14 protein-coding genes are annotated in these 12,921 nt (G+C 34.0%); 9 read left to right on the top strand and 5 right to left on the bottom strand.

From position 1 onward, the window contains the following. Positions 1-101 precede the first annotated feature (101 nt). The 4 genes from hemC to A9G41_RS00335 all read left to right on the top strand — a co-directional run bounded on the left by hemC (position 102) and on the right by A9G41_RS00335 (position 4,406). Positions 102-1,022, top strand: coding sequence for a hydroxymethylbilane synthase (gene hemC / locus A9G41_RS00350; protein WP_065582563.1), 921 nt, complete (start codon positions 102-104; stop codon positions 1,020-1,022). Then, the gene (locus A9G41_RS00345; protein ID WP_065582564.1) at positions 1,019-1,747 is read left to right on the top strand and encodes a uroporphyrinogen-III synthase; all 729 of its coding nucleotides are present in this window, start codon (positions 1,019-1,021) and stop codon (positions 1,745-1,747) included. The genes hemC and A9G41_RS00345 overlap by 4 nt, the downstream gene beginning before the upstream one ends. A gap of 273 nt (positions 1,748-2,020) precedes the next feature. Beyond that, complete coding sequence (locus A9G41_RS00340) at positions 2,021-3,496, top strand: uroporphyrinogen-III C-methyltransferase (RefSeq protein WP_065582565.1); 1,476 nt, start codon at positions 2,021-2,023, stop codon at positions 3,494-3,496. Positions 3,497-3,506: 10 nt separating this feature from the next. After that, positions 3,507-4,406, top strand: a complete 900-nt coding sequence (locus tag A9G41_RS00335; protein ID WP_065567485.1) for a heme biosynthesis HemY N-terminal domain-containing protein — start codon at positions 3,507-3,509, stop codon at positions 4,404-4,406. An 80-nt stretch (positions 4,407-4,486) separates the two neighbouring features. Here the strand turns inward: A9G41_RS00335 and A9G41_RS00330 are convergent, their stop codons facing one another. Both A9G41_RS00330 and A9G41_RS00325 read right to left on the bottom strand, forming a co-directional pair. Continuing rightward, complete coding sequence (locus A9G41_RS00330; protein ID WP_065582566.1) at positions 4,487-4,831, bottom strand: AzlD domain-containing protein; 345 nt, start codon at positions 4,829-4,831, stop codon at positions 4,487-4,489. Next, positions 4,828-5,523, bottom strand: coding sequence for an AzlC family ABC transporter permease (locus A9G41_RS00325; protein WP_065582567.1), 696 nt, complete (start codon positions 5,521-5,523; stop codon positions 4,828-4,830). The genes A9G41_RS00330 and A9G41_RS00325 overlap by 4 nt, the downstream gene beginning before the upstream one ends. Before the next feature lie 1,501 nt (positions 5,524-7,024). Here A9G41_RS00325 and gmk point away from each other — a divergent pair. Next, a complete protein-coding gene (gmk, locus tag A9G41_RS00315; protein WP_065582569.1) occupies positions 7,025-7,657 on the top strand; it encodes a guanylate kinase in 633 nt (210 codons plus the stop codon). Positions 7,658-7,708: 51 nt separating this feature from the next. On the opposite strand, the gene gloA is transcribed toward gmk, so the two are convergent. Together gloA and A9G41_RS00305 are read right to left on the bottom strand one after the other, a co-directional pair. Then, positions 7,709-8,116 carry a lactoylglutathione lyase gene (gene gloA, locus A9G41_RS00310; protein ID WP_065582570.1) on the bottom strand — a complete coding sequence of 136 codons (408 nt, stop codon included), beginning with the start codon at positions 8,114-8,116 and terminating at the stop codon, positions 7,709-7,711. A 199-nt stretch (positions 8,117-8,315) separates the two neighbouring features. Beyond that, positions 8,316-8,816 carry a glycine zipper 2TM domain-containing protein gene (locus A9G41_RS00305; RefSeq protein WP_065582585.1) on the bottom strand — a complete coding sequence of 167 codons (501 nt, stop codon included), beginning with the start codon at positions 8,814-8,816 and terminating at the stop codon, positions 8,316-8,318. A 166-nt stretch (positions 8,817-8,982) separates the two neighbouring features. Here A9G41_RS00305 and A9G41_RS00300 point away from each other — a divergent pair, with 166 nt between their 5' ends. The 3 genes from A9G41_RS00300 (at position 8,983) to pgm (ending at position 11,435) form a co-directional block, all read left to right on the top strand. Then, on the top strand, positions 8,983-9,168 hold the full coding sequence (locus tag A9G41_RS00300) for a hypothetical protein (protein ID WP_065582571.1): 186 nt from the start codon (positions 8,983-8,985) through the stop codon (positions 9,166-9,168). Between the two features lie 22 nt (positions 9,169-9,190). Continuing rightward, positions 9,191-9,694: a hypothetical protein gene (locus A9G41_RS00295; RefSeq protein WP_065572379.1), complete on the top strand. Its 504-nt coding sequence runs from the start codon at positions 9,191-9,193 to the stop codon at positions 9,692-9,694. A 103-nt stretch (positions 9,695-9,797) separates the two neighbouring features. Beyond that, complete coding sequence (gene pgm / locus A9G41_RS00290) at positions 9,798-11,435, top strand: phosphoglucomutase (alpha-D-glucose-1,6-bisphosphate-dependent) (protein ID WP_065582572.1); 1,638 nt, start codon at positions 9,798-9,800, stop codon at positions 11,433-11,435. Positions 11,436-11,672: 237 nt separating this feature from the next. On the opposite strand, the gene A9G41_RS00285 is transcribed toward pgm, so the two are convergent. Further along, complete coding sequence (locus A9G41_RS00285; protein WP_065582573.1) at positions 11,673-12,224, bottom strand: cysteine hydrolase family protein; 552 nt, start codon at positions 12,222-12,224, stop codon at positions 11,673-11,675. A 107-nt stretch (positions 12,225-12,331) separates the two neighbouring features. Here A9G41_RS00285 and A9G41_RS00280 point away from each other — a divergent pair, with 107 nt between their 5' ends. Continuing rightward, positions 12,332-12,724: an Lrp/AsnC family transcriptional regulator gene (locus tag A9G41_RS00280; RefSeq protein WP_065653262.1), complete on the top strand. Its 393-nt coding sequence runs from the start codon at positions 12,332-12,334 to the stop codon at positions 12,722-12,724. Positions 12,725-12,921: the final 197 nt, after the last annotated feature.

Raw genomic sequence — 12,921 nt, 5'->3', positions numbered from 1 at the left:
AATAGCCTGAAACGAACTACTGCAAACCTTTCAGGCTGTAAAATAAACTCATTAATTGAGTCAAATAAAAGTATATAATTTGTAGAGATAGGAAACTGTAATTGAATATTCGCATTGCAACACGAAAAAGCCCTCTAGCTCTATGGCAAGCTAATTTTGTTAAGCAACAGCTATTAGCTGCTCACCCAAATTTAACGGTGGATTTGCTCCCTATGACAACTAAAGGTGATGTATTACTTGATAGCCCACTATCAAAAATTGGAGGAAAAGGCCTTTTTGTTAAACAACTAGAACAAGCAATATTAAATAATGAGGCAGATATTGCTGTCCACTCGATAAAAGATATTCCGGCTGAGTTTCCCGAAGGGCTAGCTCTCACGACAATTTGCAAACGAGATGATGTACGTGATGCGTTTATTTCAAATAAATATTCAAACCTAGATGAACTACCCAATAATGCAGTGGTTGGCACATCAAGTTTACGACGTCAATGTCAATTGCGAGCTAAATATCCACATTTACAAATTAAAGAACTTCGAGGTAATGTCGGCACTCGTTTAGCGAAGCTCGACAATAATGAGTATGATGCAATTATTTTAGCTGCAGTTGGCTTAAAACGGTTGGCATTAGATGGCAGAATCAAACAATATATTGATACCAGCTTAATTTTACCTGCTGTTGGACAGGGTGCGATTGGCATTGAAACAAGAATAAATGACAAGCAAATATTAGATATTCTTTCAGTGCTTGATGATAAAAATAGCCACATTTGTATCCAAGCTGAAAGAGCGATGAATAAAGCCTTACAAGGTGGTTGCCAAGTCCCCATTGCTTGCTATAGTCAATTAAATAATAATACCTTATTATTAGAGGGCCTTGTTGGATGCATTGATGGTTCTAACATAATCAAAGCCTCGTTAAAAGGTAGTTTAACCGAAGCAGAAAGGCTAGGACAAGAGCTAGCAAATTGCCTGCTAAAACAAGGTGCAAAAACAATATTACAGGAATTACATCAAAAATGATTTTTGTAACCAGACCCTCTCCAGAGGGTGAAAAGCTTGCCCAACTATTTAATCAAGCAAACTTGCCAGCGCAACATCTCCCATTTTTTAAAATCTCACAAGGAAATGGGCTTCTAAATTTACAAGAACAATTCAATAATCTTGTACCCAACGATATAGTCATTGTTGTTTCACCGCAAGTTACGCATGTTATTAATGCACATTTTTCAAATCTAATATTGCCAGCTAACATTCGTTATTACGCAATAGGCAAAAAGTCAGCACAATTATTCAGCCAATTCACTACAGCTAAAATCAACTATCCCGAAAAAGAAAATAGCGAAGGGTTATTGGAAAAACTTCAACAAGAATCTGTACAGAACCATACCATTTTAATTTTATGTGGCAATTCGGGACGGCAATTATTAGCACAAACATTAACAAATCGAAAAGCTAAGGTTAAATCTATAGCGTGTTATGATCGCAGGCCAATCAACTATCCATCTAATATATTCTCTAGAAATACTGAAAATCAAATCATCATTATTACCAGTCTAGAACACTTAATTCGGCTTGAGTTATATAGCAATCTTAAACATAAAATGCATGTTAATCTTGTTGTCACAAGCCAACGAATCTTTGCAAAAGCCAAACAACTCAAATGGCAAAAAATTCTACTAGTCAATAGTGCAAATAATCAAAATCTGTTTGAGGCTGTAACAATAAACCATGCTATAACTACATAATAAAAATAGATTAATGCGATGTTCATATGCGACGTAAAGCCATTAGAGGTGCAAGGTGAATGATCAATAGATACTGAGAAAAATGGTACTCGACTTCGAGCAGGCTGTTGTTAATCTAAAAATAAAATCAAGTCAATTTAATAATAAACAAGCTACTTAAAAATAGTATATGATATTTTTCAATAAAAGAATAATCAAAATTTATTTAAAACTAGATTAACTCTGTGTCATAATGCCAATATAAATTTCTAATAAATCTAAATGAGGTCATTTATGTCACCAAGATACTATGGCGCCAATGCAACACTATCAACAATAAGCACAACTTCATTTAGTCAACCATCAACAACTGCGACTCAAAATAAAGCAAATAAGACTATGAAAGAAGACAAAAGAAATTCAACAGACCCACAACCTTACCCACCTGTAGAATCTAAGGCTCAACCCAAGTCAATTAATAACAACAACGCCAACAGTAGCTGTGCTCCTACTTCAAAGCTATCGATAATTGCTATAGCATTAACCGTTTGCTTAAGTGGTTTTGGTTTTTATTATGGTCATCAGCAAATTAAGCAGCAAAAAAAGGTCATTTCGACATTGCAAACTGAATTGGCAAATTTAAAACAAACAACAAAACAAAGCATCACAACTGATTTACAAGATAGTATTAACGATGCAATCAATAAGCAAAACCAACAATTTAACTCGTTAGAACAGCGTGTTGAGCGTGAACTTGGCGATCAGCAAGAAAAGCAACAGCAATTAAGCAATCAATTTAATGATTCATTAAAACTTACTGAACAAAACTTGCAAAAAATTAATGAACGCTTAGCTGCTATGTCCACCACCGATCACAATGTTTGGTTAATTTCACAAGCAAATTATTTAGTACATTTAGCAGGTCGTAAAATATGGAATGACCAAGATTACACATCAGCACGATTACTACTAAAAAGTGCAGATCAAAGCCTTGTACAAGCTGAGGATTCGAGCTTACTACCTGCAAGGCAAGCTATTGATAAAGATATCAATTCGCTCGCTCAAGTAAGTTTTATTGATACTGATGGTATTATTATTAACTTAATTGGTCTGTCAGAATCACTTACCGAATTACCTTTAGTTGGCAATTATAAAGATATTGACCTTGGTATGACGCTATATAGCGAAGATACTACAAATGTAAACAACTATAATAGTAAATCCCAAAATGTTGATACCACAAGCAATACTGTACAGGCGAATTCCAATAATGTAGTTGATAACAATAATAATGAGTTATCATCATCAATTAGTGAGTGGTCCAGCAATTTGTTAAGCAGTGCTAAGACCTTTATGGATAAATTCATTACTATTGAAAAACTTGACGATAAAGATAACAATTTTAAAGCATGCTTAGAACAAGCTGGCAAAGATGAAAAACAAATCACAAAATGCCAAATTTTAAAAGCACCACTGAGTTTAGAACAATCACTCTACCTGCGAGAAAATATTCGTTTCCGCCTATTGATTGCAGCACAAGCAGTACCAAGACATCAAGAACTTATTTACCAACGAGCACTTAGCGATGCAGCTATTTGGGTTAATGCCTATTTTGATGGTAATGCGCCAAGCGTGAAAGCATTCATTAATGAACTTGAAAGCTTACAAAATCAATCTATCAGTAATCAAAATGTCCCTGAAGACCTAGCTAGCATCGGCGAGCTTGAAAAACTGATGCAAACCCGTGTTCGTTCAATGTTAGCAAAATAGGAGAATAATGATGATAAAAATACTAATTATTTTCTTAGTGCTAGTCGGTGGATTGTTTCTTGGGCCATTATTACAAGGGCAGCAAGGCTCAGCGGTATTTGAATTTGCTAATTATCGTATTAGCATGTCGTTTAATTCATTTATGATATTTGAATTAATTGGGTTGCTTTTCCTTTACCTAATTTATTGTTTTTTTAGTAAAATATTTAGTTCTAAAACGGCATTAGGCAATTGGCTAAGCTTACATTCACCAAAAAAATCAATAAAACGCATTGAACAAGCACAAACCTTATTGCTTGAGGGCGATTATAAGCAAGCTGCTAAACTTTTTGTAAAAAGCGCTAAAGGGGCAAAAAATATCACTTTATCGTATTTACTTGCAGCCCAAGCTCAAATCAATAATAATGAATTAATTGAAGCAAATCAATCTCTTGAGCAAGCTGCTAAAAGTTGCCAATCAAAAGATTTATTTACCTTTCAATTGGTACAGATTCGCTTACAAATAAAAAACCACGAATACACTGCTGCAAGAATGACATTGAATCAACTATTAAACGAAAAACCACGCAATGGTGAAGTGCTTAGACTAGCTGATCAACTTTATTACGAAATGGGCGATTATCAAGCAATCATAGACCTATTGCCAGCAATGTATAAAGCTAAAGCGTATAGCGAATTGCGATTAGATCAGCTTAAACAAACAGCCTATATTGGCCGAATTAAACAACTTTCAGCTAGCGATGATCCTCAAGCGCTAGTAAAATGGTGGCACTCACAACCCCGAGCCATCTTAAATAATATTACTTATCAAAAAGCGGTAGCCGATAGTTTTAATCAATTAGGCCAAACCAATGAGGCAGAAAAGTTATTAAAGTCGATAAATAAGCTAGAACCAAAAGAAAGAACATAAAAGCGCACAAATAAAAAACAGGGCAAATGCCCTGTTTTTTATTTGTGCTTAAAATAGCCTTTATACATCGTAATTAGAAATTAATTATCGAATAACGTAAAATCAAACATAAAGTAACGAATTAACGCCATAAAGCATATACCAGCAACCACAATAAACATTAAATTTTTGGTTACAAAAGCAATAATGACAGTTGGAATTGTTGCTAAGCAATACTCTATATTAAAAGTAGGAAACTGTCCTTGTTTTGCTACAAATAAATTTTGCACAAACAGTGCAGTTAAAATACATAAAGGTACATACGACAAAAACTGAATTACACTATTAGGTAGCTGCAATTTCCGAACCAATAAAAATGGAATAATTCTCGGCAACCAAGTCACTAACCCACAACCGAAAATAATTAATAAGCTATACATTGTCATACATCACGCTCCATTACCATCCCCATAAAACAACCGATAAGCGTACTGATTAAAATAGCCATTTCAGGAGATACAAAGCGCATTAACAAAATAAGCGTAACTGCAACCGTTAGCATTGCTAAAATTCGATTTTTAAAATGCTTACTTTTATCACCAATTAATTGCAAATATAACAAACCAATAAACATGGCTACTAGAGCATAATCTAAACCGAACAGAGCAGGATCGGGTAACCATTCACCAATTAAAGCACCCAATAAGCAAGATAAAATCCAAGTAGTATAAGCGGTTAAGTTAAGTCCATGCATCCAAGCTGCGTTAATAGGCTCTTTATTAGCAATAGCATTCATAGCAACAGCAAAACTTTCGTCAGTCAATAAGCTACCAATACCAATATTATTAAATAGTGAAAACTTGCGAAAAATGGGGGCTGTTGCCATGCTCATTAAGAAATGACGTGAATTAATTAAAAAAGTAGTAAAAATAATGGTCGAAATGGGTGTAGCGACCATCATTAATCCAGCAATAATAAATTGTGCTGCGCCAGCATAAACGATAATAGCCAGCAACGTAATTTCAAATACTGACAAGTTTGCTGATTTGCCCACAATGCCTGCAGCAATACCGATACCGATGTAACCCAATAATGTTGGAATACAGGCATAAACTCCATCTTTAAATGTTAATGACATAACAACCACCTAAAAATAAACATTGTATTATCGTAAATTATCAATAAGCGGGTTGATTTACCCAAAGTATCGGCAGTTTGCTTGAATATAAAAATAAATGCAATGAATTATTAATTGATTTACGATATTTTTGATTTTGCAAAAGCTCACCTATTGTTAGAAATTAAATCAATCAACAATAGGCAAAATAACAATTAAGAATCAATGCCTTATCTATAGTTTATTACTCTAAAATAAAATGCAGTAGCACAATGCAACTACATTTCCTCTGCTTATAATATTTATACCAAGACATTCAAAACCAAAAAGTTAACTATAAAGCCCTACTTTCCATTAACACAAACCGCTCTTGAATATTGAATGCCCTTTATCTGTCCAACATTGGATGTTACTACCCACGGAAAACTACGTTTATTTGGTTCTATTAATTCAGCATAAAATCGTCAACCAAAAACTACTATTTGGGCAATACCCCATCAAATTACTCAACTCAGTAAATAACCTCCCCCAACCTTACGATAATAGTAATTAGGACTAAAATTAGTACCTTTACCCCAATATTTGGGGTATGCGTTAGTTAATTCTGCGCCTAGTGGCAACCTATAACCTATTGAATCGCGATATGCTTGTACTTTTTCTCGTATAAAATACGCTTCAACTTTAGATTTTTTAGTGATATACCATTTATCAATCTTAAAAACTATACACGGTTTTGTTTTTTCCTCGCTGTATAGATAATAAATGTGGTTGGCACAGCACTGACTGCGGTTGCTTTGTTTACATCATGTGTTGGGCCGAATAAATCTATCTTTGGCACACCTTCCTTTGGCACACCTTCAACGTCATCGCTAATAATTAAACTAATACTCGAATTTGCTGGGGTTTTGCTATAGCTTAATTTATCCTATTTTATTTTGGAGCAAATAATTTAAAAAATAGCCCATTGGCTCCACTGCGAGGAAAATTGAAATATGGCTGATTAATATCCTGCAATTTAAACCCTCGTTTTTCTTACCGCCCTATTACCAGATCCTTTTTTCATTTATCATCCCAACGATTTAAATTTTTTCAAGGTTAGGTCTAGTATAAATCTTATCGCCATAACAATACTTATCTTCAATAACTTTAGATTTGATATAATAAACAAACCTACCACCATCTTCCCCTGATTAGGCATACCATAAAGAGTTTGTACGTAAAGAGCACTCGTTGACACGATCAATTTATAAGGAGCTAAGCAAATAGCTAATGTTGGCATAATCAAATCAATGCAATGATTAATTTTTAGCAAAATATTGTTAACTAATATGTTTTAAGCGATTTTTGTAAAATGGCTTTACCTAAATCACATAAAAAAGTAATGATAAGTAATAAAAATTGCACGATCCAATATCAAAAATAGATATAGAACTCTATCTATTTTTTTATTTTGCTATAATATTTACAAAAGCATCTTTGACAATTAAAAAGCATTTATTTATTAAAAGTGATAAACCAATCTATGTATACAGGAACTCTATTTATTGTTTCAGCGCCAAGTGGTGCTGGTAAATCAAGTTTAATTCAAGCTTACCTTTCCCAAAGTAATTTGCACCCAGCCAAAGTATCAATTTCGCATACAACGCGCACCCCTCGCCCTGGTGAAGCACATGGCGAGCATTATTATTTTGTGGATCATGAGCACTTTGAATCATTAATTGCCAAGCAGGCATTTGTTGAATATGCTAACGTTTTTGACCATTATTATGGCACATCTAAAGCCGAAATCGAGCAAAGCCTATCGCAAGGGACTAATGTTTTTTTAGATATTGATTGGCAAGGTGCTAGGCAAGTACGCAAAAAAATGCCTGATGCAAAAAGTATATTTATATTACCACCCTCACTAAAAGAGCTTGAAAATCGGCTAGTAAAGCGTGGGCAAGATGACAATAATATCATTGCCAAACGAATGAAAAAAGCACAGGCTGAAATTTCGCATTATAACGAGTATGACTATGTCATTATCAATGACGATTTTAATATATCGTTAAATGCCTTAAGCGCAATAATTACCACAGCTAGTTTAGAGCAATCAAAACAAACTGTTATCAATAAACAATTATTAGCAGATTTATTGGCAAACCATTCAAATTAAAACATATATGATATCGCCTAAATATCAGTGCGATATCATTGATAGAATAAATTAATGACCTAATCCTCTATCGGCCTGATCGTTTTGAATTAACTCTAACTTATAGCCATCAGGATCTTCAACAAAAGCAATAATAGTTGTGCCCCCTTTAACTGGTCCGGCTTCACGGATAACTTTACCGCCTGCTTGTTTCACGTCATGACACATTTTAGCAACATCATCAACACCAATTGCAATATGACCAAATGCCGAACCATGTTTATATTGATCAGTGCCCCAGTTATAAGTTAACTCAATAACTGAACTGATAGTTTCATCACCATAACCAACAAAAGCTAATGAATATTGATATTCAGTATTTTCACTGGTTCTTAACACACGCATTCCCATTATACGAGTATAAAAATCAATTGAACGTTGTAGATCACCAACGCGGATCATGGTATGTAATATACGCATTACTTTATTGCTCCTTATCACATTAAAATTTGTGGTGAGTTTATACGTTAGTGCTTAGACAGGCAAATATTTGTTGCAGATTAAGAATGTATGATAAAAAATAATCACAAAAAGCGAATAAAATTAACATGTTGCTCACCATAAAGATGAGCAAAATTCAATCGAAAATCACATACAATTTATTAAAAGTTAAAAACTCTTATTTTATTGAATTTTTAAAACTACGAGGTGAAGCGCTAATTTGCTTACCGTTAGTAACTAAACGAACAGGTTGACCAACAAAGAAATCATTAGGAGAACCTTTTTGAACAATAACAATATTTGATCCATTATTCTGTTTAATTTCTAATTCAACCCCTTCAGCTTGACTGGCTTTATTTTGAATTGCATCGCCCAAAATTGCACCACCAATAGCACCTGTAGCAGCAGCTAACACTCGACCAGTGCCATCGCCAATGGTATTGCCTAAAACACCACCTAGAACAGCACCACCTAAACTACCCGCTACGTTTTCGCTCTTGCCATTTGACGCATTAGCTTGAATTTTAACTGGTCGTACAGAAACAACTGTACCATAACTCACTTGCTGAACTTGTTTTGCTTGATCAGCCGTATATACATCGCCAGAATAGAGATCACTATTGCTACATCCAGATATAAGTGCAGCTAAAATAGTTAATGTGACGATTTTTTTCATAATTAATTCCTCATGTAATATTCGTATAAACTCGTTATACATTGTTTAGGATAATATTGTTTTTGAAAAACGACAATACCATTTTCATTATTTTATCAATAGCCAATACAATTTATGCCTAAGTTAGGTTATACTCAGCGCAATATTTTATTAAGCATATAATGAATATATGAAACGGTTATTTTTTCAAGTAATATTATCAGTTATGATAACTGCCTGTCATGATGTAAATCAAGCGCCACAAAAAACAGATAGCGCTGCTTTTGAGCAACCATCAGGTGGTTGTTTAGATAATAAAACAGCAAATGATTCACACCTTGGCAAAGTTCCTGCTTTAGGATGTTCCGTAAAATAATTTAATAGGCATATGTAACATAATGAAAACTATCGAAATCGACGAAGAATTATACCAATTTATTGCTGGCCAAACTAAACACATTGGTGAAGACGCATCAAGTATATTACGACGTTTGTTAAATATAAACCAATCTGGATTGGCAAAACAACGAACTAGCGTAAAAAAAGAAAATCATTATCCTCTTTTTAATGATTTATTGACTAGCAGCACTTTTACAAACGAAAAATCTATTATTAGTCGTTTTATATTATTACTTAGTGCATTATATAACTATAATCCAGCACTTTTTGCTATTGCCGCCACCTCATTGCATGGTAGCAAACGACAATATCTCGCAAAAGACAAACTATCACTCGAAACATCAGGTAAAAATACCAAACCTCGCGAAATTACTGGCACACCTTATTGGGTTATTAGTAATACCAATACTGCCAGGAAAATGTATATTATTGAATCGATAATGAGTGACATGGGCATATCCGAAACAATGATAAACCAAGTTACCAACGCTTTTTTACCTTAACAGTTAAATAAAAACACATATAGCGTTAAAAACACGATATAAACTCAATCAATTCATGTTTTTAGCCATTATAAAATATTAGTTTATGAAAGAGGAGTAAAAAATGGCCAAGCAAAGCCGCGCAGGAATGCTAGCGCAAGCATCGGATCTTATTAACGTTGAAGCCTTAAAAAATAACTATTACCAAATCCAACCTGATACGGATAATGCTAGCCAATTAGTCATTTTTGGTACGTCTGGCCATCGTGGCAGTTCCAACAAAGGTACATTTAATGAAGCTCATATATTAGCCGTTGCTCAAGCCATTGCCGAATACCGCAAAGCCAATAACATTACTGGTCCATGCTTTATTGGTCAAGACACCCATGCACTTTCAGAACTTGCATTAAAATCAGTTATTGAAGTTTTTGTTGCTAATGAACAAACTGTGGTCATGGCTCATGATTGGGGCTATACACCAACGCCAGTGATTTCACATGCTATTTTAACCTATAACCAAGACAAACATTCCCAGCTTGCCGATGGCATCGTAATTACGCCATCACATAACCCACCTGAAGATGGCGGAATAAAATATAATCCAACTAATGGTGGTCCTGCAGATACTGATATTACAAAGCAAATAGAAAACCGCGCTAATGAATTACTAAAAAACAAACTAAATGGTGTAAAACGCATCAGCTTAGACAAAGCAATACATTCAAATTATATCCATACGAAAGAATACGAAACCGATTATATTAACGATCTTGAAAATATTCTCGATCTATCTCTCATCAAATCATCATCACTAAAAATTGGTGTTGATCCATTGGGTGGTGCTGGTATCACTTATTGGCCTAGAATTGCCGAAAAATATGGTATTAACTTAAATATTGTTAACAACAACATCGATCCAACATTTAGTTTTATGCACCTAGATCATGATGAAGTGATCAGAATGGACTGCTCAAGCCGTTGGGCAATGGCTGGATTATTAAAATTAAAAGATCAATTTGATTTAGCCTTTGGCAACGACACTGATTTTGATCGGCATGGTATAGTGACCCCTACCGGGCTAATGAACCCAAATGCCTATCTTTCTACATGTGTAAATTACTTGTTCCAAAATCGCCCTCAATGGCATAAAGATATCGCCATTGGTAAAACGCTAGTCACAAGCTCAATGATTGATCGAGTAGCCAATAGCTTAAACAAAAAATACTTAGAATACCCAGTTGGCTTTAAATGGTACGCTGATGGGCTTTACCAAGGCAAACTAGGCTTTGCTGGCGAAGAAAGTGCTGGCGCCTCATTTTTAAGAACTAACGGTAAAGTTTGGACGACCGACAAAGATGGGATTATTTTATGCTTATTAGCGGCCGAAATGACAGCTAAATTGGGTAAAAATCCACAAGAACAATATCAAAAGCTGGAAGAAAAATTTGGTGTTTCTTATTATGGACGAATTCAAGCGCCAGCCTCGTTTAATGAAAAACAAAAACTAGCGAAACTTGATGCTAGTCAATTAACTACCGACAACCTAGCTGGCGAAAAAATTACTCAATGCCTAACGACTGCACCTGCTAATAATGCACCAATTGGCGGGCTTAAAGTGATTACAGAAAACGGTTGGTTTGCCGCTCGCCCTTCAGGAACCGAAGATGCTTACAAAATTTATGCTGAAAGTTTTATAAGCAACGAACATTTAAGTACGCTTCAACAAGAAGCGCAAGAAATTGTGGCAAAAGCAATTAAATAGTTAGCCGAATTTGCAATAAAAAGTAACTGTTAAAGTTGCTTTTTATTTTTAAAGCACAATTTTAATTCCAACTTAACATTTTGATTTTCTAGTAAGAATATTTATTTTCTGATAAAAACCCTTTTATTAGTTTTTTGTTTTTATCAACGCCTAATTTTTCCCAATCGCTTTATGCCTTTTGATATGGTGTAGCATTTTGTGTACATACCTATCAAAAAAGCTAGTTTTACTAATATTTTATTTCATATGAATAAATGCATCAGCACTTATTACTGATGCAAATCCCGTCAATGCCGACATAAAACCATTATGTACCATTTGAGCAGGAAGGATTTGATCATTAAATTCAAGATCTCGCGTTGTGCAAGCATTATGAATTAAAATAGGCTGATAACCTAGTTCGCAAGCGTAGCGGGTAGTTGAATCAACACACATGTGACTCATCATGCCGCAAAGAACTAATTGTTCTATGCTTTCTTGCTGTAATTTTTGTTGTAAATTGGTTTGATAAAAGCTATTGGGAAAATTTTTTTCTATAATATATTCATGTAAATCGTTAACAGGTAATAGGCTAGAGTGAATTTCAGCGCCATTACTTCCTTTAACGAAAAAGTTAGCATTAGGATCAGATTTTGTATGTTGAATATAATAGATGGGTAACTGTTTTAATCTAAAATATTGCTGTAATTTTAGAACATTTTTTAATGTAGATTCGGTATTAACTAAGGCAAATTTACCTTCTGGAAAATAGTCATTTTGGACATCAATAATCACTAATGCCTGTTTCATCTTTTTGCTCCTTTGTTATCTTTCTATTTATAATTATGTAATAATTGAGTAACGCATAACATAGTAGACTGAAAGCCTTTGCTATTATTCGCTTTCAAAATGAAAAAATGGATAAAAAAGATCGAGCTATTTTAGATGAATTGAAAAAGAACAGCCGTCAATCATGGAAAGAGATTGGCGAAAAAGTATTTTTAACAGGGCAAGCTGTTGGGCAGCGAGTTCAAGAACTGCACGCTAATCACATTATCGAAAAGTTTACTATCAAAGAAAAAATCAGCAACCTGCAATTTATCACCATTTATATGGATTCCAACCAATTTAGAGCATTTGAAAATAGGGTTAAATCGTTTAACGAAATTATCGAGTTTTATAAAATTACAGGCGATGGGTGTTATATGATAAAAAGTTGCTTTATTGATGAAAGATTAACGCTATTTTTAGAAGAAATTGAGCAATATTGTCGATACAAAATTAATCATCAACTACAACAAATTATTTAATGTTATACAGTTGTAAAAAATATTCAGGATTCTATACCATTTAAGCGTGAAAATAACTGATTATCTTAAACTTAAGTAAACAATTCATGCCCATTAGCTAAGAATAAATACGAATTTTGTTAATAAAAAACAAAAAACAGTTGCGAGTAAGCAATTTATGTTATATTTTGTTCAGTAGCTTTAATTATTAACTCAGT

This window comes from Gilliamella sp. Nev5-1, assembly GCF_001690895.1.
Taxonomy (GTDB): Bacteria; Pseudomonadota; Gammaproteobacteria; order Enterobacterales; family Orbaceae; genus Gilliamella; species Gilliamella apicola_C.
This window is presented reverse-complemented; position numbering and strand designations above follow the sequence as displayed.

Coding starts and splice junctions, on each gene's coding strand:
- gmk (WP_065582569.1), top strand. CDS start 7,025: ATGTATACAGGAACTCTATTTATTGTTTCAGCGCCAAGTGGTGCTGGT.
- A9G41_RS00300 (WP_065582571.1), top strand. CDS start 8,983: ATGAAACGGTTATTTTTTCAAGTAATATTATCAGTTATGATAACTGCC.
- pgm (WP_065582572.1), top strand. CDS start 9,798: ATGGCCAAGCAAAGCCGCGCAGGAATGCTAGCGCAAGCATCGGATCTT.
- A9G41_RS00285 (WP_065582573.1), bottom strand. CDS start 12,224: ATGAAACAGGCATTAGTGATTATTGATGTCCAAAATGACTATTTTCCA.
- A9G41_RS00330 (WP_065582566.1), bottom strand. CDS start 4,831: ATGACAATGTATAGCTTATTAATTATTTTCGGTTGTGGGTTAGTGACT.
- A9G41_RS00280 (WP_065653262.1), top strand. CDS start 12,332: ATGGATAAAAAAGATCGAGCTATTTTAGATGAATTGAAAAAGAACAGC.
- A9G41_RS00295 (WP_065572379.1), top strand. CDS start 9,191: ATGAAAACTATCGAAATCGACGAAGAATTATACCAATTTATTGCTGGC.
- A9G41_RS00345 (WP_065582564.1), top strand. CDS start 1,019: ATGATTTTTGTAACCAGACCCTCTCCAGAGGGTGAAAAGCTTGCCCAA.
- A9G41_RS00325 (WP_065582567.1), bottom strand. CDS start 5,523: ATGTCATTAACATTTAAAGATGGAGTTTATGCCTGTATTCCAACATTA.
- A9G41_RS00335 (WP_065567485.1), top strand. CDS start 3,507: ATGATAAAAATACTAATTATTTTCTTAGTGCTAGTCGGTGGATTGTTT.
- A9G41_RS00340 (WP_065582565.1), top strand. CDS start 2,021: ATGTCACCAAGATACTATGGCGCCAATGCAACACTATCAACAATAAGC.
- gloA (WP_065582570.1), bottom strand. CDS start 8,116: ATGCGTATATTACATACCATGATCCGCGTTGGTGATCTACAACGTTCA.